The organism is Pseudomonas cedrina subsp. cedrina, assembly GCF_001983175.1.
Classification (GTDB): Bacteria; Pseudomonadota; Gammaproteobacteria; order Pseudomonadales; family Pseudomonadaceae; genus Aquipseudomonas; species Aquipseudomonas cedrina.
This window is the reverse complement of record NZ_MNPW01000003.1, coordinates 120668-139660: the sequence shown is the minus strand read 5'-3', so window position 1 is coordinate 139660 and position 18993 is coordinate 120668. Positions and strand designations below refer to the sequence as shown.

Here is an 18993-nt window from a genome sequence, read left to right as displayed (position 1 = left end):
TTGCCCGTTCCCACATTTGGACGGCGGTGTGCCTGTCAACTACCGAGCAGTTGGAGTACTTCCCATGGCTTTTACCCTGGAGCTGGAAGAGTGGGTCGGCAGTGCCTGGCACCGCTTTATCACCCGCCGCGCCAGTGCCGATTTTCCGGCTGCGCGGGTCGAGTTGGTCGACCGCCAGCGCAGCCTCGCCATGCTGTTTCGTGCGTTGGGCGGTGCCAGCGGGATCGCCCTGGAGGCCGCCAGCGAGCGCGACCTGCTGCTGCGCCGCAACCTGTTGATGCGCATCGCCGGCACCTGCAAGCACGCGCCTTTGGCTTCTTGCGATGGCAACCGCCTGCGTCTGCCGTCGAGCCTGGCGGTGTACCCCACCGTCGCGTTGAACCTGGAGTTGTACCGCTGGCTGGCGCTGTTGGCGGCCCATGCGGGCCCCATGACCCACTGGGCCCGCGACAACCAACGCTGGACCTGGCTGTTGCTGCAACGCTACCCCGCGTTGTTGCCCAGTTATCAGCGCCTGGTGGACGCCCATCTGACGCTGCGGCCCGCCCCGGCCAGCCTCAAACCTGGTGAGGCGGCCCTGGAAAACGCCTTGCGCAAGGCCCTGCGCGAACCCGGCAGCGTACGCCAGTTGCCGCGCAGCGAGCGGGCGGCCTGGCCGTTGCCCTTGTGGCTGTACCCGCCGCTGCATCTGGACACGCCCCAGCTTCTGGACCTTGACGACGACGGCGACGACCTCGCCACCCAACCTGGCGAGCAGCAGGGCGCGCCCAAGCGCGCCAGCCGTGTGGATGACCACAGCCGCGACGGCGGCCTGCTGGTGGTGCGCCTGGAAAACCTGTTCAGTTGGACCGAGCACGTCGACCTTGATCGCTGGGCCGACGACAGCGAAGACCCGGACGCCGCCCGCGTCGCCGAAGACCTCGACCAGTTGAGCTTATCGCGCCAGCGCGTGCGCAAGAGTGGCGGCCTCAAGCTGCACCTGGACCTGCCGCCCGCCGATGTGGATGACATCCCCTTGGGCGAAGGCATCAAGCTGCCTGAGTGGGACTACCGCCAACAGTGCCTGCAACAAGATTTTGTCAACCTACAACTCATGCGGCCACGTGCCGACGCGCCGCAACCTTTACCGGCCCGATTGCAAGGCCCGGCCCAGCGTCTGCGCCGTCAATTCCAGCAACTGCGTACCGACCGCCAATGGTTGCGCCAGCAACCCCAAGGCACGGAACCGGACCTGCAAGCCTGGGTGGATTTCCACGTGCAACGCCGACACGGCGCCTGCACCGAGCGCGGCTTGTACCAGGAGCAACGGCACACACGGCGCGACCTGGCCTGCCTGCTGCTGGCGGACCTGTCGATGTCCACCGACGCGCACCTGAACGACACGCAAAAGGTCATCGACGTGATCCGCGACAGCCTGCTGCTGTTCGGTGAAAGCCTGGCTGGGCTGGGGGATGCGTTTGCGCTGTATGGTTTCTCGTCCCTGCGTCGCCATCAAGTGCGGCTACAAGCGCTCAAGACCTTTGAGCAAGCCTATGACGATCGCACGCGCGGCTGTATCCAGGCACTCAAACCGGGCTACTACACACGCATGGGCGCGGCGATTCGCCAGGCCACCCAATTGCTGGGAGGGTGCAAACAGCGGCGCAAGTTGTTGTTGCTACTGACCGATGGCAAACCCAATGACCTGGACGTGTATGAAGGCCGCTACGGGGTCGAAGATACCCGCCAGGCGGTGGTCGAGGCGCGGCGCCAGGGCCTGGTTCCGTTCTGCATCACCATCGACAAACAGGCCGGCGATTACCTGCCGTACATGTTCGGCGCCCATGGCTACACCCTGATCCGTCAGCCGGAGCAGCTGCCGCTGCGGTTGCCCCAGCTGTATCGGCAGTTGACCGAAGGTCAGTAGAAGTTGCGTGGCAACCAGAAGAACATCGCGATGCAAAACACCGCCAGGCCCAGGCAGAACCACTGGAAGCGCCGTACCCGGTGCGCTTGCAGGTCGGCATCCGCAGCCGGCAGGGGCGTTGCGCAGCCGGCACATTCTTTACGCACGTCGGCGTTGCGCTGCTGGCAGTACAGGCAGGTCTTCACTCGAATTGCTCCAGGCGCGGCCGGTCGAGAATGGCGATCTGACGCCCGTCCTGGGTGATGATTTTTTCGTCGATGAGCCGCCGGATAATCCGCGAAAAGGTCTCCGGCTGGATCGACAGATGCCCTGCAATCAGTTGCTTGGCCATCGGCAGTTCGAACGTCGCGGCGGTGCTGTGCAGGCGCATCAGTTGGGTCAGCAGGTAGCGCACCACGCGGTGGGTGGCGTTTTTCAGCGACAGGGTCTCGATCTCGTTGACTCGCCGGTGCAGGCGCACACACAACGTGCCGAGCAGGGCGAAGGTCAGGCGGCTGTTGCTGTGCAGCAGCCGCATGTAAGTGGCGTTGGACAAACGGTACAGCTGGGTGGGGCACACCGCTTCGGCGCAGGCCACATAGTTGGGCGTGTCCATCAACATCATGGCTTCGGCGAACGTCTGGCGTTCGCCGATCACCTCAAACACCTTCTCCTGGCCATCGGGGGTCAGGCGGTAGATCTTCACCGCACCGGCAATCACGAAGTAAAACGCATCGGCCGGTTCGCCCTGGCGGAACAGCGGCTCGGCCTTGTCGATGCTCAGCAATTGGCTGCTGCCCATCAACTCGTCCAACTCCTGCTCGCTCAACGGCTCAAACAAGTGGTGGCTGCGCAGGATCTGGTGGTGCACGCGGTGCAGCACCGCGCCCGGCTCCTTGAACAGCAGTGGGGCGTTCACACCAGCACCAGTGAAAGGCCGCTGGCGGCGGCCAGCATGGAGCCAAGGATCACAAACCAGGCGAGGGGGACATAGGCGTTTTTCATCATGGCTCCAGAGCACGGCAAAAGTTGCAGGCGCAAGCGTAAGCGTTGCGGTGGGTATGCGACTTGATCTGCGACAAGGGCAACGCGCAGGCATCGGCGCAAGATTGCCGCAGTCCTTCAAGGGAGACCGTGTCATGCAAGTGCTCGATCGACGCAAGGCCATGTCGATTACCCCGGTGTTTCGCCTGGCTTTCCGGCCATTCTTCCTCGGCGCCTGTGTGTTGGCGGCGCTGGCGATCCCCTTATGGCTGTTGGCCCTGGGCGGGCGCACCGGCAGTTGGCAACCCGCCGGCGGTTGGCTGGCGTGGCATCGTCATGAGCTGTTGTTCGGATTTGGCCTGGCAATCATCGCCGGGTTCCTGCTCACGGCGGTGCAGACCTGGACCGGCCGCCCAGGCATCAGCGGCAAAGCGCTGGCGTTGCTCGCCGGGCTTTGGCTGGCGGCGCGTCTGGGGTGGCTGGTCAACTTGCATTGGCCGCTGCTGGCGGTGCTGGAACTGACCTTTCCCCTGGCCGTCGCCGCTGTGATGGGGCGGAGCCTGTGGCAGGTAAAGCAGAAGCGCAACTACCCGATCGTGCTGGTGCTGGCGCTGTTGACGGTGGCCGATGCCCTGTCGCTGTATGGTTTGCTGCGCAACGACGCGGGCCTGCAGCGCCAGTCGGTACTGACCGGGCTGTGGCTGGTGGCGGCGATGATGGGGCTGATCGGCGGGCGGGTGATTCCGTTTTTCACCCAGCGCGGGTTGGGCCGGGTCGAGGCGGTCAAGCCTTGGGCGTGGCTGGACCTTGCGTTGCTCGGTGGCTCGCTGCTGATCGCCGTGCTGTATGCCGTCGGGCCTGCACTGGGCGCAAGCCCGTGGATCGGCCTGCTGTTCGCTGCCCTCGGGCTGGGGCACCTGATCCGCCTGTTCCGTTGGCATGATCGTGGTCTTTGGCGCGTGCCGCTGCTGTGGTCGTTGCACCTGGCGTATGCCTGGCTGGCGCTGGCCTGCCTTGGCATGGCGCTGTGGCATTTCGGTGCGCCGCTCAATCCCAGCCTGGCGGTGCATGCGTTGACCATCGGCGCGATGGGCGGCTTGATCCTGGCGATGATCGCGCGGGTCAGCCTGGGCCATACCGGCCGGCCCTTGCAGCCGCCGGGCGGGATGACCCTGGCCTTTGCACTGCTGAACCTGGCCTGTGTGTGCCGGGTGTTGCTGGTGCCGGTGTGGCCGATGGCGGGGTTGTGGCTGGCCGGGTTGTGCTGGTCCGTCGGGCTTGGGCTGTACCTGTGGCGCTACGGGCCGATGCTGATGCAGTCGCGCGTCGATGGGCACCCCGGCTAGGAGAGACCGATGCTGTATTCGTGGTTATTGATCGTGCATCTGCTGGCGGCCATCGCTTTTATCGGCACGCTGTTTTTTGAAGTGGTGATCTGGCACAGCGCCCGGCAGGAACTGGCCTGGTCGGCGCAGTTCACCGCCGAGCACGCGATTGCCCGGCGTTCGCGCCAGGTGCTGCATGGCGTGGTGGTGCTGCTGTACGGCGCGGGCTTCGGCCTGGCGTGGCACTACTGGGGCATGCCGTGGACCGGGCGATTCGCGCTGCTGTTGAGCCTGAAAATCACGCTGGCCCTGAGCATCATCGGCCACTACCTGTTGCTGGCGTACTGGCTGACCCACAAACGCCTGAGCCCCAAACGGGCGGCGTGGATCCGGCGCAGCATCCTGGCGCACATGGTGCTGATCGTGATCCTGGCCAAGTCGCTGTGGTAGTGCTGTGCGGCGTCATGCCGCGGACGAATGTTGATCGCGGTCAAGGGATAACACGGCGGTAGTTCCCACACTGTGCCGAACTTCCTGGAGGACCGCCCCATGCCCTTGTCCCTCGCGCAACTGCGCCGCAACTACACCCTCTATGGCCTGCGCGATGACGCCCCGCAGGACAACCCGCTGGTGCTGTTCGGCCAATGGCTGGAGCAGGCACGCAAGACCGAAGTCCCTCCGGCCGAGGCGAACAGCATGGCCCTGGCCACCGTGGACAGCCAGGGCCATGCCCATTGCCGGATCCTGTTGCTCAAGGGCTTCAGCACCGACGGGTTCTTCTTTTTTGGCAATTACCAAAGCGCCAAAGGCCAGGAACTGGCGGACAACCCCCACGCCGCCATGACGTTCTTCTGGCCGGGCCTGGAGCGCCAGGTGCGCGTCGAAGGCCCGGTGGGGCGGGCGAACGCTGAGCTGTCGGACGACTATTTCGACGCGCGACCGACCGCCAGCCAATTGGGCGCCTGGGCCTCGCCCCAAAGCCAGCCCCTGGCCCATCGCAGCGAGCTGGAAAGCCGCTTGCGCGAGGTCACCGAGCGCTTTGCCGGCCGGCAACCGCCAAGGCCCGAACACTGGGGCGGCTACTGCCTGCAACCGCAGCGCATCGAATTCTGGCAAGGCCGGCCCGACCGTTTGCATGACCGCCTCGACTTCCGCCTGCACGACGGCGAGTGGCAGCGCACGCGCCTGGCCCCCTGAAGGCATACCTCCTCGGAGGAATAGGCCCTGCGCCCATTGCGGTGCAGGCTGAGCGCACTTTTCAATGCCTGGAGCCTGGATCATGGCCCATCTGACCCAACGCAGTTTTGTTTCCCTGAACATCGCGGTGCTGACCATCAGCGACACCCGCACCTACGCCACCGACGCCTCCGGGCAAACCCTGGTGGACCGCCTGCAGCGCGCCGGCCACGGTTTGATCGACCGCGCCATTGTGATGGACGACATCTACCAGATCCGCGCGCGCGTTTCCCAGTGGATCGCTGACCCTCAGGTGCAAGTGGTGCTGATGACCGGCGGCACCGGCTTCACTGCGCGCGACAACACGCCTCAGGCGGTGCTGCCGTTGCTCGACAAGCAGGTGGACGGATTTGGCGAATTGTTCCGCCAGGTGTCCCTGGCGGAGATCGGCATGTCCACCCTGCAATCGCGCGCGCTGGCCGGCCTCAGCAATGGCGTGCTGGTGTGCTGCATGCCGGGCTCGCCGGGCGCCTGTCGCACGGCGTGGGATCAGATTCTGGTCGGCCAACTGGACAGCCGCACCGGTCCCTGCAACTTCGCGCCACACCTCAAGCCGCAGACCGACCAGGCGCTCGCCGCCTGTGAGACACGCTCATGAACGTGTGCGACAGCGGCGACCTGCTGCCGGTGGAGGAGGCCATTGAACAGTTGCTGGCCAAGGCACCGCCGCCGCCGTCCACCGAAGTGATCGCCTTGGCTCAGGCCCTCGGGCGGGTGACCGCCGAAGAAGTGTTCTCACCCCTCGACCTGCCGGGTTGGGACAACAGCGCCATGGACGGATATGCCCTGCGTGCGTTCGACGTGCCGGAGCAGGGCGGTTACCTGGAAGTGAGCGGGCGCATCGCTGCCGGGCACAGCAGTAACGTGCCGTTGCAGGCCGGGCAAGCCGTGCGGATCTTTACCGGCGCGCCACTGCCCCACGGCGCCGACAGCGTGGTGCCCCAGGAGCGTTGCCGATCATATGGCCAGCGTATCTGGTGCCCGCCGTTGCGCCTGGGCGAACACGTGCGCAAGCGCGGCGAAGAGCTGCAACGCGGACAGCCTGTGTTGAGCGTCGGCAAGCGCCTGCGCGCCCAGGAAATCGGCTTGCTGGCAGCGGCGGGCATCCCCCGGGTCAAGGTCTATCGGCCGCTGCGGGTGTGCCTGCTCAGCAGCGGCGATGAACTGCGCGAGCCGGGCGAGTCACTGGCGCCGGGGCAGGTCTACAACAGCAACCGCTACCTCGTCGCGGCGTTGCTGCGCGGTTGGGGCGTAGAGGTGCATGACTACGGCGTGATGGCCGACGCGCTGGCGGCCAGCCGCGATGCGCTGCTGCTGGCTTCGTCCGAATGCGACGTGCTGCTGACCACCGGCGGCGTATCGGTGGGCGAAGAAGATCACCTCAAACAGGCCATCCAGGCCCTGGGCAAGGTCGAGTTCTGGCGCCTGGCGATCCAGCCGGGTAAACCCCTGGCGTTTGGCCAAGTGGCGGGCAAACCCTGGATCGGCCTGCCGGGCAACCCGACGGCCGCGCTGGTCACGGCGCTGATCGTGGTGCGCCCGTTCCTGCTGCGGGCCCAGGGCACGGAGCGGGTACTGCCGGTGCCCGTCAGCGTGCCGGCCGCTTTTGAATGGGGCAAACCCAACAAGCGCCGCCAGTACCTGCGCGCACGTTTGAGCCCAGGCAGCGATGGGCAACTGCGCGCGACCCTGCACCCCCAGCAAAGCTCGGCGATGCTCGTCCCGGCCTGCTGGGCCGATGGCCTGGTGATCGTCGAGCGCGAGCAGCAAGTGCTCAAGGGCGCGGCGGTGCCGTTCCTGTCCTTTGCCGGTTTTGAATAAGGAACTCTCATGCAACTGGTCTGCCCGGCAGGTAACCTGCCTGCGCTCAAAGCCGCCGTGCGCCAAGGCGCCGATGCGGTGTACGTAGGCTTTCGCGATGACACCAACGCCCGGCATTTCGCCGGGCTGAACATGGACGACAAGCAGTTCGACGGTGCCGTTGACTTTATTCGCCAGCACCAGCGCAAGCTGTATGTGGCGGTCAACACCTACCCGCAGCCGAAGATTTGGGCACGCTGGCAACGTGCGGTCGACCGCGCGGCGGACCACGGCGTGGATGCCCTGATTGCCGCCGACCCCGGCGTACTCGACTACGCCAGCCGCCAGCACCCGCAGATGGCGTTGCACCTGTCGGTGCAGGGCTCGGCCACCCACGCGGCGGCGCTGAAGTTCTATGCCGAGCGCTACGCCATTCGCCGTGCGGTATTGCCACGGGTGCTGTCCCTGGCCCAGGTCAAGCAGGTGGCCGCGAGCAGTCCGGTACCGATCGAAGTGTTCGGCTTTGGCAGCCTGTGCATCATGGCCGAGGGGCGTTGCCATCTGTCGTCCTATATCACCGGCGAGTCGCCCAACCTGTGCGGCGTGTGTTCGCCGGCCAAGGCGGTGCGCTGGAGCGACGACGCCGACGGCCTGAGCGCACGCCTCAGTGAAGTGCTGATCGACCGCTACACCCCCGACGAGCCCGCCGGCTACCCGACCCTGTGCAAGGGCCGCTTCCTGGTGGGCGGCAAGCGCTTCCATGCGTTGGAAGAACCTACCAGCCTCGACACCCTGGACCTGCTGCCCGAACTCAGCGCGATAGGCGTGGCAGCGGTCAAGATCGAAGGCCGGCAACGCGGCCCGGCCTATGTGGAACAAGTCACCCGTGTCTGGCGCGCCGCGCTGGACGCCCACCAGCGCGCGCCGGCCAGCTTTGTGGTCAAGGACCAATGGCGCCAGGTGCTGGCCGGGTTATCCGAAGGCAGCCAGACCACGCTCGGCGCCTACCATCGTGCATGGCAGTGAGGAGACACAGATGAAACTCAGCCTGGGACCGGTGCTGTTTTATTGGGACAAGGAACACCTGGGCCGCTTCTATGCGGACATGGCCGGTTTGCCTCTGGACGTGATTTACCTGGGCGAAACCGTGTGCGCCAAACGCCGTGCGTTCTCCCTCGACCATTGGTTGGGCCTGGGCCGGGAGCTGCAAGCGTGCAGCTCGGCGCAGGTGGTGCTGTCGAGCCTGACCCTGATCGAAGCCGCCTCCGAACTGTCGAGCCTGCGCCGCCTGTGCGACAACGGCGAGCTGTTGGTGGAGGCCAACGACATGGGCGCCGTGCAGATGTTGATCGAGCGCAAATTGCCCTTTGTCGGCGGCCCGGCGCTCAACCTGTATAACGGCCACGCCCTGGTGCAACTGCTCGACGCGGGCATGCAGCGCTGGGTGCCCCCTGTGGAGTGCTCCCAGGGCCTGATCGCCGATGTGCTGGCGCAGGTGCGTGAACTGGGCCGACCGTTGCCCGAAGTGGAAATCTTCGCCTACGGCCATTTGCCGCTGGCCTATTCAGCGCGTTGCTTCACCGCCCGCGCGGAAAACCGGCCCAAGGATGACTGCCAGTTCTGCTGCATCAACTACCCGGATGGCATGGCGTTGAGCAGTCAGGAAGGGCAGGCGTTGTTTACCTTGAACGGCATTCAGACGATGTCGGCCGAGGTCACCAACCTGCTCGCGGACTACCCCGCGCTGGTCAACGGTGGCGCCGACCTGCTGCGCCTGAGCCCGCGTGCCGAAGGCATGGTCGAGGTGGTGCGCGCGTTTGATCGGGTGCGCCAGGGCGCCACGCCGCCGCTGTTCGTCGACGGCTGCAACGGCTACTGGCATGGCCAGGCCGGCATGTTGCGGGTCGAGGAGGTGGGGCTGTGTTGAGTCGCAAACAGTGGTTGCTCAAGAGCGCCGATCGCCTGTTGCCGCTGGTGCGCCGCGTTCCCTTTCGCGTGCAGCGCCTGGCCTTGCAACAGGCGCTCAACCGCTGCCTGGCCGAACCGCTGCGCGACGGCGGTTTCGACCTGCTGCGCGGGCGCTGGATGTGCCTGCGCATCCCCGACCTGGGGTTGTGCTGGTACCTGACGTTGACGCGTGATGGCTTGCGTATTGCTGAAAAAGCCGAAGCCCAGGTGAGCATCCGCGGCAACTGGCGCGAGTTTTTGTTGCTGGCCAGCCGGCAGGAGGATCCGGACACCTTGTTCTTTCGGCGGCGGCTAGTGATTGAAGGTGATACCGAGTTGGGGCTGGGGCTGAAGAACCTGATCGACAGTCTGGATTCGGATGTGTTGCCGGCGTGGTTGTGGCGCAATCTCGAGCGGGCAGGGCGCGGTCTGGCGACCTGACGCGATGATCGTCCCCACGCTCTGCGTGGGAATGCCGCCTGGGACGCTCCGCGTCCCGCCGAACAGCTCAACGCGTACAGGTGACGCAGAGCGTCACGGGATGCATTACCACGCAGAGCGTGGGAACGATCAGGGTCTCACCCCGCCTGCCGCAAATGCTCCATTGCCCATACCGCTGCCTCTACCCGCGAGCGCAGCCCCAGCTTGTGCAGCACATTTTTCACATGCACCTTCACCGTCCCTTCCGTAATTCCCAGCTTATGCCCGATCACCTTGTTGCTGAACCCCCCGGCGATGGTCTTCAGCACCTGCCGCTCACGCTCAGTCAACTCGACCGCCGCATGCGGCTGCGGTGAACGCAGTGCCTGGGCCAGCACCCGCGTCAGCCCGGGGCTGATCACCAAGGCGCCGTGCAACGCATCGCGGATGAATTCCACCACCTGTTCCGGCTCCATGTCCTTGAGCAAATACCCATTGGCGTCCAGGCGCAGCGCATCACGAATGTCGTCTTCGGCGTCGGACACAGTAAACAGCAAGACCTTCCCGGCATAGTCCATGGCCCGCAGGCGGCGCAGGGTTTCCAGGCCGTTCATGTGCGGCATGTTGTTGTCGAGCAACACCAGGTCCGGTTGCAGGCTGTCGATCCGGTCGAGGGCTTCCTGACCGTTGCCGGCTTCGCCGACCACGTGCAGGTCGTCTTCCAGTTCGAGGATCTGGCGCATGCCGTGGCGCATCATCGGGTGGTCGTCGACCAGCAGGATGCGGTGGCGGTAAGGAGCGGTCATGGGGCGGTGCCTTGTAGGGAGTGGCCGAGGAATTCCGGCTGGAAGCGCAGTTGCACGCGGGTGCCCTGGGGCTCTCGCGGGCTGATGTCGAGGGCGCCGTTCAGGCTGCGCGCACGCTCGTCCATGATGGTCAGGCCGTGGTGTTCGCGCCTGTCGACGTCGCCGCAAAAGCCGCGGCCATCGTCTTCGATGCTCAGGCTCACGGTCTCGCCGACCTGGCGCAGTTGCAGCCAGGCATTTTCTGCGTGGGCGTGGCGCAGGCAGTTGGAAAGCGCCTCGCGGGTGATCTGCAGCACATGGTTCTGTTCGCTGGCCGAGAGCTGGAAGGCCAGGGCGTCCACGTGCAGGTGCACCTGGAATTCGCCACGGCGGGAAAACTCTTCGGCGGTATCCTGCAACTCATGCACCAGCCCGGCGTCGTGGATCTGCAGGCGGAACGTCGTCAGCAGTTCACGCAGTTGGCGGTAGGCATTGTTGAGACCCTCGCGCAGTTCGCCAGTGACGGTGGCCAGGGTTTCCACCGGCTCGCCACGGCGGATCAGGGTTTGCATGCGGCTCACTTGCAGCTTCATGTACGACAGTGCCTGGGCCAGGGAGTCATGCAGTTCGCGGGCGATGATGGTGCGCTCGTCCAGCAGCAACAGGCGGTGGTCCTGTTCGCGCTGGCGCTTGAGCGACAGTGAGGTGCCGATCAGGTTGGCCAGGGCCTGGATCAAGGGTTTCTCCCAGTCCTGGGGCGCATGGCCGTCGAGGAAGTGCGCCTTGAGTTCGCCCAGCTCCGTGCCCTGGTTACTGATGCTGAACACCTGCGGCGGCGCGGCGTGATGGCGCTCGCACGTCGCGCAATCGCCGATCGCGCAAACGTTGCGGCTGTGCTCGCCATGCAGCGCCAGCATCTGTTGGGCCGGCGCCAGGAAGTGGCCTTGCAGGCACAGCGACAGGCGCAGGCCCGGCAGGCGTTTCTGGAAGCGCCGGATCAGTTCATCCAGGCCCTCGGCATTGGCCAGGCGCGTGGCCAAGCTACGGCTGCTTTGGTAGAGCAATTCGAGGGCGGCGTTGGCTTGTTGCAGGTTGAGGGTCTTGAGCTGTACCTGGCTTTCCAGGGTGCGGTGCGACGCTTCGATGGTCTCGGCCATGGCGTTGAAGCTCAGTGCGAGTTGGCCCAGTTCGTCCTCGGAGCGGTGGTTGACCCGGATCTTGAAGTCGCCGTCGCGAAAACGCCGGGTGGCGTGCACCAGCTCTTCCAGCGGGTTGACCACGCCGTATTGCAGCTCGTACAGGCCGATCAACAGGATGATCAAGGTGCTGAACAACGCCAGGCCCTGAATGCCTTGCTGCCAGCCTTGCTTGCGTTCGCTCTGGCGCTGCAACAGGTTTACGAACTGGTTGAGCTGCTCGACAAACGCCGGCGCGCTCGCCTGGAACAGCGCCGCGTCACCGCGCATCAGCGCCGGGCGCAGCTCGTCGTTCCAGCGCTGCTGGATCTGCTGGTAACTCTGCAGCAGGGCGCTCTGGGGGCCGTCTTCCAAAACCGCCCTGAGCGACTCGCTGTCCAGGCGCCGTTGCAGGCTGTGGCTCACGTCGGCGACTTCATCCGGTCGCGCACCGGCGGCGAGTTTCCAACTGAGGTGGTAGGTCTCCATGCGCACCGAGCCTGCAGTGTTGATCGCGGCGGCATCGCCCTGGCTGAACCAGGCGATCAGCCCGGCGCTCAGGGAACTGGCCAGGGCCAGGATGGCGATCAGGATCACCGCCAGGCCGGCGCGGGCGGGCAGGGAGCTGCGCAGCCAGTCAAGCATGACGGCGCAATCGAAGCGGGCAAGGCAGCGGCATGGTTGCACCTGAAGCGGGAAAGGGGGGTAAACACTGCCGTCCCTGGCGCACTACCTCTAAAGAATTGCCGGCGAACCCTCCCACGGATAAAAACCGGCACAACAGAGCAGTCCATTGATAAATAAAGCTTTTCTTCTGTTGTTGCAGCTACCTCCTTGGAGGTAGACAGGCCCAGCATAGCCCCATACCCCCCAGGCGCACGTTGATCTGGGTCAAGCGGCACGGGGGGCTGGCCCCTAACCATGCGCTCATGGAATCACTTTCTGGAGCGCATACCGTGACTCAACCCCGTATGAGACAAGGCCTGGTGCTGGGCATGAGCACCCTGGCCTTCACCGTCTGCTTTATGGTGTGGATGATGTTCGCCGTGCTTGGCGTGCCGATCAAAGACCTGCTGCAACTCAACGAAACCCAGTTCGGCCTGCTCGCGGCCACCCCGGTATTGACCGGCTCCCTGGTGCGCCTGCCGCTGGGCCTGCTCACCGACCGCTTCGGTGGGCGCATCGTGTTCTTCCTGCTGATGCTCGCCTGCGTGCTGCCGCTGTACCTGATCACCTACGCCACCGCCTATTGGCAGTTCCTGGTACTGGGCCTGTTTGTCGGCCTGGCCGGCGGCTCGTTTTCGGTGGGCATCGCCTACGTCGCCAAGTGGTTCGACAAAGAGAACCAGGGTTTTGCCATGGGCGTGTTCGGCGCCGGCAACGCGGGCGCGGCGGTCACCAAATTCCTCGCGCCGGCGCTGATTGCTCTCGGCACCTGGCACCTGGTACCCAAGGTGTTCAGCGCGATCCTGTTTATCACCGCGCTGATGTTTTGGTTTCTCACCAGCGAGAACAAGGCGCACCGCAGTGCCGGCGGCGCGACCCTGCGCCAGCAACTGCTGTGCCTGAAGGATCCGGCCGTGTGGCGCTACTGCCAGTACTACTCGATCGTGTTCGGCGGCTACGTTGCGCTGGCGCTGTGGATGACCAAGTACTACGTGCAGGAATACGGTTTCAGCCTGCAAAGCGCCGCGCTGCTGGCTGCGTGTTTCTCGCTGCCCGGCGGCGTGCTGCGCGCCGTCGGTGGTTGGATGTCCGACCGCTGGGGCGCGCAGAGCGTGACCTGGTGGGTGTTGTGGGTGAGCTGGGTTTGCCTGTTCCTGCTCAGCTATCCGCAGACCCAGCTGCAAATCACCACCGTCAACGGCCCCCTCGATTTCCATATCGGCCTCAATGCCACGCTGTTCACCGTGCTGCTGTTTGTGATGGGAATCGCCTTCGCGTTCGGCAAGGCCTCGGTGTTCAAGTACATCGCCAATGACTACCCGCAAAACATGGGCGCGGTGTCCGGCATCGTCGGCCTGGCCGGTGGCCTGGGCGGCTTTGTGCTGCCGATCCTGTTCGGCGCCCTGGTGGACCTCACCGGCGTGCGCTCGTCCTGCTTCATGTTGATGTACGGCGTGGTCTGGGTCTCCCTGACCTGGATGTACCTCAGCGAAATCCGCCAACAGCCGTTGCTCGGCAAACAAGCTCTCCAAGGAGAATGATCATGTCCATCGCGCAAAAGCCCGCTTCGGGCCCGGTGATCCATGACTGGCGCCCCGAAGACCCGGCGTTCTGGGGCGCCAGCGGCAAGAAGACCGCCACCCGCAACCTGTGGATCTCGATCCCCGCGCTGTTGCTGGCCTTTGCCGTGTGGATGGTGTGGAGCACGGTGATCGTGCGCCTCAACGCCATCGGCTTCAGCTTTACCACCGACCAGTTGTTCTGGTTGGCCGCGTTGCCGGGTTTGTCCGGCGCCACCTTGCGCGTGTTCTATTCGTTCATGGTGCCGATCTTCGGCGGGCGCCGCTGGACCGCCTTGAGCACCGCGTCGCTTCTGCTGCCGGCGCTGTGGATGGGCTTCGCGGTGCAGGATCCGGGCACGCCCTACAGCGTGTTTGTGCTGATCGCCTTGCTCTGCGGTTTCGGCGGCGGCAACTTTGCCTCGAGCATGTCCAACATCAGTTTTTTCTACCCCAAGGCCCAGCAGGGCACCGCCCTTGGCTTGAATGCCGGCCTGGGCAACCTGGGCGTGTCGGTGATGCAGTTCTGCGTGCCGCTGGTGATCACCTTCGGCGTGTTCGGCCTGGTGGGCGGTCAACCGCAAACCTTGCCGGATGGCAGTCAACTCTGGCTGCAGAACGCCGGGTTTATCTGGGTGCCGTTCATTCTCGCCGTCACCGTGGCGGCCTGGTTCGGCATGAATGACCTGTCCAGCGCGCGTGCGTCGTTCAGCGAGCAGGCGGTGATTTTCAAGCGCAAGCACAACTGGCTGATGTGCTGGCTGTACCTGGCGACCTTTGGTTCGTTCATCGGCTTTTCGGCGGCATTCCCGCTGCTGATCAAGACTTCGTTCCCGGAGGTTGTGGCGCTGAAGTTCGCCTTCCTCGGCCCGCTGGTCGGTGCGCTGGTACGCCCGTTGGGCGGCTGGCTGGCGGACAAGCTGGGCGGCGCGCGGGTGACCCTGTGGAACTTCGTATTGATGATCGTGATGGTGTTCGGCGTGCTGCACTTTCTGCCGCAGAACGGCCAGGGCGGCAGCTTCTACGGCTTCCTCGGCATGTTCATGCTGTTGTTCATCACCACGGGCGTGGGCAACGGTTCCACCTTCCGCATGATCCCGGTGATCTTCCGCACTCTTCATGAAAAAGCCAGCGCCGGCAAACCCGCGGCCGTGCGCGAACAAGCCCTCAAAGACGCCGGCAAGGAATCCGCCGCCGTGCTGGGGTTCAGTTCGGCCATGGGCGCGTTCGGCGCGTTCTTCATTCCCAAGTCCTTCGGCACGTCCATGGCCGCCACCGGCAGCCCGGCCATGGCGTTCTACCTGTTTGTCGGTTTCTACCTGAGCTGCATCGTCGTGACCTGGTGGTGGTACGCCCGCAAAGGCTGCGCCACACCCTGCTAGTCCGACCCGAATTCGCGGGGCAACGCACCCCGCACGCCTGATGAGGAAAGCACCATGAGTCACTTACTGGATCAACTGCGGTTCTTCAACCGCAAGCAAAACGAGTTCTCCGAAGGCCACGGCGAGACCCGTAAAGAGTCCCGCGACTGGGAAAATGTCTACCGTTCGCGCTGGCAGTACGACAAGATCGTGCGCTCCACCCACGGGGTGAACTGCACCGGTTCCTGCTCCTGGAAGATCTACGTGAAGAACGGCCTGATCACCTGGGAAACCCAGCAGACCGACTACCCGCGCACCCGCAATGACCTGCCCAACCACGAACCCCGTGGCTGCCCGCGCGGCGCCAGCTACAGCTGGTACATCTACAGCGCCAACCGGCTCAAGTACCCGAAGATCCGCAAGCCGCTGCTCAAACTCTGGCGTGAAGCGCGCCTGACGATGGCGCCTGTGGAAGCCTGGGCGAGCATTGTCGAGGACAAGGTCAAGGCCGACTCCTATAAGAGCAAGCGCGGCATGGGCGGTTTCATCCGCTCCAATTGGGAGGAGGTGAACGAGATCATCGCCGCCTCCAACGTCTACACCATCAAGCAGTACGGCCCGGACCGCATCGTCGGCTTCTCGCCGATCCCGGCCATGTCCATGGTCAGCTACGCGGCGGGCTCGCGTTACCTGTCGCTGATCGGCGGCGTGTGCCTGAGTTTCTACGACTGGTACTGCGACCTGCCACCGGCCTCGCCGATGGTGTGGGGCGAGCAGACCGACGTGCCGGAATCGGCCGACTGGTACAACTCCAACTACATCATTGCCTGGGGTTCCAACGTCCCGCAGACCCGTACTCCGGATGCGCACTTCTTCACCGAGGTGCGCTACAAGGGCACCAAGACCGTGGCCATCACCCCGGACTACTCGGAAGTGGCCAAACTCACCGACCTGTGGCTCAACCCCAAGCAGGGCACCGACGCCGCGCTGGCCCAGGCGTTCAACCACGTGATCTTCAAGGAATTTCACCTGGATAAACCGAGCGCGTATTTCACCGACTACGCCAAGCGCTTTACCGATTTGCCGGTGCTGGTGATGCTCAAGCCGATGACCGGTTTCGCGCCAGGTGCAGGCTTCCAGCCGGACCGCTTCCTGCGCGCCTCGGACCTTACCGGCAACCTCGGCCAGGACAACAACCCGGAATGGAAAACCATCGCCCTCGATGAAAGCGGCGAGCTGGTCTCTCCGCAAGGCTCCATCGGCTACCGCTGGGGCGAGAAGGGCAAGTGGAACATCCTCGCCAAAGAGGGCGGTGAAGGTCGCGCCATCGACTTGAAACTCAGCCTGATCGGTGACGACGTCGCCGAAGTGGCCTTCCCGTATTTTGCCGGCGAAGCCCACGAGCACTTCCAGCACGTGGCCGGCGAGGCGGTGCAGTTCCGTCGCGTGCCGGTGCACAACGTGACCCTGGCGGACGGCAGCGTGGCCAAGGTCGCGACGGTGTTCGACTTGTCCGCCGCCAACTTGGCCATCGACCGTGGCCTGGGCGGCAATAACGTAGCCAAGGACTACGACGACGCCAGCGTGCCCGGCACCCCGGCGTGGCAGGAGGCGATCACCGGCGTCAGCCGCGAGAAAGCCATCCAGATCGCCCGTGAGTTCGCCGACAACGCCGACAAGACCCGTGGCCGTTCGATGATCATCGTCGGCGCGGCGATGAACCACTGGTACCACATGGACATGAACTACCGCGGGCTGATCAATATGCTCATGCTCTGCGGTTGCGTCGGCCAGACCGGCGGCGGCTGGGCCCACTACGTCGGCCAGGAAAAACTGCGCCCGCAATGCGGCTGGCTGCCCCTGGCCTTCGGCCTGGACTGGAACCGCCCGCCACGCCAGATGAACGGCACCAGCTTCTTCTACGGCCACAGCTCACAGTGGCGCCACGAGAAGATGAACATGCACGACGTGCTCTCGCCGCTGGCCGACAAGTCGCAGTTCCCCACCCACGCCCTGGACTACAACATCCGCGCCGAACGCGCCGGCTGGCTGCCCAGCGCGCCGCAACTCAACACCAACCCGCTGCATATCTGCCGTGATGCGGCGGCGTCGGGCATGGACCCGAAAGACTACGTGGTCAAGTCCTGGCAGGACGGCACCTTGCGCTTCGCTTGCGAACAACCGGACAGCCCGGTGAACTTCCCGCGCAACATGTTCATCTGGCGTTCCAACCTGCTCGGCTCGTCGGGCAAGGGCCATGAGTACATGCTCAAGTACCTGCTAGGCACCAAGAACGGCGTGATGAACGAAGACATCGGCTTTGGCGGCGAGAGCAAGCCCACCGAAGCCGAGTGGGTCGACGATGGCGCCATCGGCAAGCTCGACCTGGTGACCACCCTGGACTTTCGCATGTCGTCCACCTGCGTGTATTCCGACATCGTCTTGCCGACCGCCACCTGGTACGAAAAAGACGACATGAACACCTCGGACATGCACCCGTTCATCCACCCGTTGTCGGCGGCCATCGACCCGGCGTGGGAGTCGCGCTCGGACTGGGAAATCTACAAGGGCATCGCCAAGGCGTTCTCGGCCATGTCGGTCGGCCACCTGGGCGTTGAGCAAGACCTGGTCACGGTCCCGCTGATGCACGACAGCGTCGGCGAGCTGGCCCAGCCGTTCGGCGGCACCGACTGGAAAAGCGCCGGCGTGGCGCCGGTACCGGGCAAGAACGCGCCGAACATGGCGGTGGTGGAGCGCGACTACCCGAACATCTACAAGAAATTCACCTCGCTGGGCCCGATGCTGGAAAAACTCGGCAACGGCGGCAAGGGCATCAACTGGAACACCGATGAAGAAGTCGAGTTCCTCGGTGAGCTGAACCATCACGAAGGCGACGCCGGCATCAGCCACGGTCGGCCGAAGATCGACAGCGCCATCGACGCTGCCGAAGTGATCCTGTCCCTGGCCCCGGAGACCAACGGCAAGGTCGCCTTGAAAGCCTGGGCCGCGTTGTCGCAATTCACCGGCATCGACCACAGCCACCTGGCGATCTCCAAGGCGCACGAAGCCATTCGCTTTCGCGACATCCAGGCACAGCCGCGCAAGATCATCTCCAGCCCCACCTGGTCGGGCCTTGAGGATGAACACGTGAGCTACAACGCCGGCTACACCAACGTCCATGAAAACATCCCATGGCGCACCATCACCGGCCGCCAGCAGTTCTACCAGGACCACCCGTGGATGCAGGCGTTCGGCGAGCAATTGATGAGCTACCGGCCACCGGTCAACACCCGCACCATCGAAGGCGTGAAGGGCAAGCGCAGCAACGGCGAGACCGAGATCGTGCTGAACTGGATCACCCCGCACCAGAAATGGGGCATCCACAGCACCTACAGCGACAACCTGCTGATGCTCACCCTGAGCCGTGGCGGCCCGATTGTGTGGCTCTCGGAAATCGACGCCAAGCGTGCGGGCATCGAGGACAACGACTGGATCGAGTGCTTCAACGTCAACGGCGCGCTCACCGCCCGCGCGGTGGTCAGCCAGCGTGTCAAGGAAGGCATGGTGATGATGTACCACGCCCAGGAACGCATCGTGAACGTGCCGGGTTCGGAAACCACCAAGACCCGTGGCGGCCACCACAACTCGGTGACCCGCGTGGTGCTCAAGCCCACCCACATGATCGGCGGCTATGCCCAGCAGGCCTACGGCTTCAACTACTACGGCACGGTCGGTTGCAACCGCGATGAATTCGTCGTGGTGCGCAAGATGGCCAAGGTCGACTGGCTCGATGGCTCCAGCGGCGATGACCTGCCGCGCCCATTGCCGACCGATATCGAGGAGAACTGAG

16 protein-coding genes are annotated in these 18993 nt (G+C 64.6%); 12 read left to right on the top strand and 4 right to left on the bottom strand.

Annotation, left to right across the window (positions count from 1 at the left end):
* The first annotated feature begins 64 nt into the window (after window positions 1–64).
* The gene (locus tag BLL36_RS06395; protein ID WP_076950631.1) at window positions 65–1906 is read left to right on the top strand and encodes a nitric oxide reductase activation protein NorD; all 1842 of its coding nucleotides are present in this window, start codon (window positions 65–67) and stop codon (window positions 1904–1906) included.
* On the opposite strand, the gene BLL36_RS06390 is transcribed toward BLL36_RS06395, so the two are convergent.
* On the bottom strand, window positions 1900–2091 hold the full coding sequence (locus BLL36_RS06390; protein ID WP_076950630.1) for a protein DnrP: 192 nt from the start codon (window positions 2089–2091) through the stop codon (window positions 1900–1902). The genes BLL36_RS06395 and BLL36_RS06390 overlap by 7 nt on opposite strands.
* Window positions 2088–2804 (bottom strand): Crp/Fnr family transcriptional regulator, encoded by a 717-nt coding sequence (locus BLL36_RS06385; RefSeq protein ID WP_269458655.1) that lies wholly within the window; start codon window positions 2802–2804, stop codon window positions 2088–2090. Before BLL36_RS06385 ends, BLL36_RS06390 begins: the two co-directional genes overlap by 4 nt.
* A 220-nt stretch (window positions 2805–3024) precedes the next feature.
* Here BLL36_RS06385 and BLL36_RS06380 point away from each other — a divergent pair, with 220 nt between their 5' ends.
* The 8 genes from BLL36_RS06380 to ubiT all read left to right on the top strand — a co-directional run bounded on the left by BLL36_RS06380 (window position 3025) and on the right by ubiT (window position 9618).
* Window positions 3025–4215, top strand: coding sequence for an NnrS family protein (locus tag BLL36_RS06380; protein WP_076950629.1), 1191 nt, complete (start codon window positions 3025–3027; stop codon window positions 4213–4215).
* Window positions 4216–4224: 9 nt separating this feature from the next.
* Window positions 4225–4644 carry a hypothetical protein gene (locus BLL36_RS06375; RefSeq protein ID WP_076950628.1) on the top strand — a complete coding sequence of 140 codons (420 nt, stop codon included), beginning with the start codon at window positions 4225–4227 and terminating at the stop codon, window positions 4642–4644.
* A 99-nt stretch (window positions 4645–4743) separates the two neighbouring features.
* Window positions 4744–5391, top strand: a complete 648-nt coding sequence (pdxH, locus tag BLL36_RS06370; RefSeq protein WP_076950627.1) for a pyridoxamine 5'-phosphate oxidase — start codon at window positions 4744–4746, stop codon at window positions 5389–5391.
* An 82-nt stretch (window positions 5392–5473) separates the two neighbouring features.
* Window positions 5474–6028 carry a molybdenum cofactor biosynthesis protein B gene (moaB, locus tag BLL36_RS06365; protein ID WP_076950626.1) on the top strand — a complete coding sequence of 185 codons (555 nt, stop codon included), beginning with the start codon at window positions 5474–5476 and terminating at the stop codon, window positions 6026–6028.
* Entirely contained in the window at window positions 6025–7251 is a 1227-nt protein-coding gene (locus tag BLL36_RS06360) for a molybdopterin molybdotransferase MoeA (protein WP_076950625.1), read from the top strand. The genes moaB and BLL36_RS06360 overlap by 4 nt, the downstream gene beginning before the upstream one ends.
* 9 nt (window positions 7252–7260) lie before the next feature.
* The gene (ubiU, locus tag BLL36_RS06355) at window positions 7261–8256 is read left to right on the top strand and encodes a ubiquinone anaerobic biosynthesis protein UbiU (RefSeq protein ID WP_076950624.1); all 996 of its coding nucleotides are present in this window, start codon (window positions 7261–7263) and stop codon (window positions 8254–8256) included.
* A gap of 10 nt (window positions 8257–8266) precedes the next feature.
* A complete protein-coding gene (locus BLL36_RS06350; RefSeq protein WP_076950623.1) occupies window positions 8267–9157 on the top strand; it encodes a U32 family peptidase in 891 nt (296 codons plus the stop codon).
* Window positions 9151–9618 carry a ubiquinone anaerobic biosynthesis accessory factor UbiT gene (gene ubiT, locus BLL36_RS06345; protein WP_076950622.1) on the top strand — a complete coding sequence of 156 codons (468 nt, stop codon included), beginning with the start codon at window positions 9151–9153 and terminating at the stop codon, window positions 9616–9618. The genes BLL36_RS06350 and ubiT overlap by 7 nt, the downstream gene beginning before the upstream one ends.
* 137 nt (window positions 9619–9755) lie before the next feature.
* Here ubiT and narL read toward each other — a convergent pair whose 3' ends face one another.
* Together narL and BLL36_RS06335 are read right to left on the bottom strand one after the other, a co-directional pair.
* A complete protein-coding gene (gene narL / locus BLL36_RS06340) occupies window positions 9756–10403 on the bottom strand; it encodes a two-component system response regulator NarL (protein WP_076950621.1) in 648 nt (215 codons plus the stop codon).
* Entirely contained in the window at window positions 10400–12202 is a 1803-nt protein-coding gene (locus tag BLL36_RS06335) for a HAMP domain-containing protein (RefSeq protein WP_076950620.1), read from the bottom strand. Before BLL36_RS06335 ends, narL begins: the two co-directional genes overlap by 4 nt.
* A gap of 311 nt (window positions 12203–12513) precedes the next feature.
* Between BLL36_RS06335 and BLL36_RS06330 the strand changes: the two genes are divergently transcribed.
* Genes BLL36_RS06330 through BLL36_RS06320 form a run of 3 tightly spaced genes read left to right on the top strand, consistent with a single transcriptional unit; the run spans window position 12514 to window position 18992 of the window.
* The gene (locus BLL36_RS06330) at window positions 12514–13764 is read left to right on the top strand and encodes an MFS transporter (RefSeq protein ID WP_076950619.1); all 1251 of its coding nucleotides are present in this window, start codon (window positions 12514–12516) and stop codon (window positions 13762–13764) included.
* A gap of 2 nt (window positions 13765–13766) precedes the next feature.
* Window positions 13767–15164 carry a NarK family nitrate/nitrite MFS transporter gene (locus BLL36_RS06325; RefSeq protein ID WP_076950618.1) on the top strand — a complete coding sequence of 466 codons (1398 nt, stop codon included), beginning with the start codon at window positions 13767–13769 and terminating at the stop codon, window positions 15162–15164.
* A gap of 54 nt (window positions 15165–15218) precedes the next feature.
* Window positions 15219–18992 (top strand): nitrate reductase subunit alpha, encoded by a 3774-nt coding sequence (locus tag BLL36_RS06320; RefSeq protein WP_076950617.1) that lies wholly within the window; start codon window positions 15219–15221, stop codon window positions 18990–18992.
* Window position 18993 lies beyond the last annotated feature (1 nt).

Coding starts and splice junctions, on each gene's coding strand:
- BLL36_RS06395 (WP_076950631.1), top strand. CDS start 65: ATGGCTTTTACCCTGGAGCTGGAAGAGTGGGTCGGCAGTGCCTGGCAC.
- BLL36_RS06380 (WP_076950629.1), top strand. CDS start 3,025: ATGCAAGTGCTCGATCGACGCAAGGCCATGTCGATTACCCCGGTGTTT.
- BLL36_RS06375 (WP_076950628.1), top strand. CDS start 4,225: ATGCTGTATTCGTGGTTATTGATCGTGCATCTGCTGGCGGCCATCGCT.
- pdxH (WP_076950627.1), top strand. CDS start 4,744: ATGCCCTTGTCCCTCGCGCAACTGCGCCGCAACTACACCCTCTATGGC.
- moaB (WP_076950626.1), top strand. CDS start 5,474: ATGGCCCATCTGACCCAACGCAGTTTTGTTTCCCTGAACATCGCGGTG.
- BLL36_RS06360 (WP_076950625.1), top strand. CDS start 6,025: ATGAACGTGTGCGACAGCGGCGACCTGCTGCCGGTGGAGGAGGCCATT.
- ubiU (WP_076950624.1), top strand. CDS start 7,261: ATGCAACTGGTCTGCCCGGCAGGTAACCTGCCTGCGCTCAAAGCCGCC.
- BLL36_RS06350 (WP_076950623.1), top strand. CDS start 8,267: ATGAAACTCAGCCTGGGACCGGTGCTGTTTTATTGGGACAAGGAACAC.
- narL (WP_076950621.1), bottom strand. CDS start 10,403: ATGACCGCTCCTTACCGCCACCGCATCCTGCTGGTCGACGACCACCCG.
- BLL36_RS06335 (WP_076950620.1), bottom strand. CDS start 12,202: ATGCTTGACTGGCTGCGCAGCTCCCTGCCCGCCCGCGCCGGCCTGGCG.
- BLL36_RS06325 (WP_076950618.1), top strand. CDS start 13,767: ATGTCCATCGCGCAAAAGCCCGCTTCGGGCCCGGTGATCCATGACTGG.
- BLL36_RS06320 (WP_076950617.1), top strand. CDS start 15,219: ATGAGTCACTTACTGGATCAACTGCGGTTCTTCAACCGCAAGCAAAAC.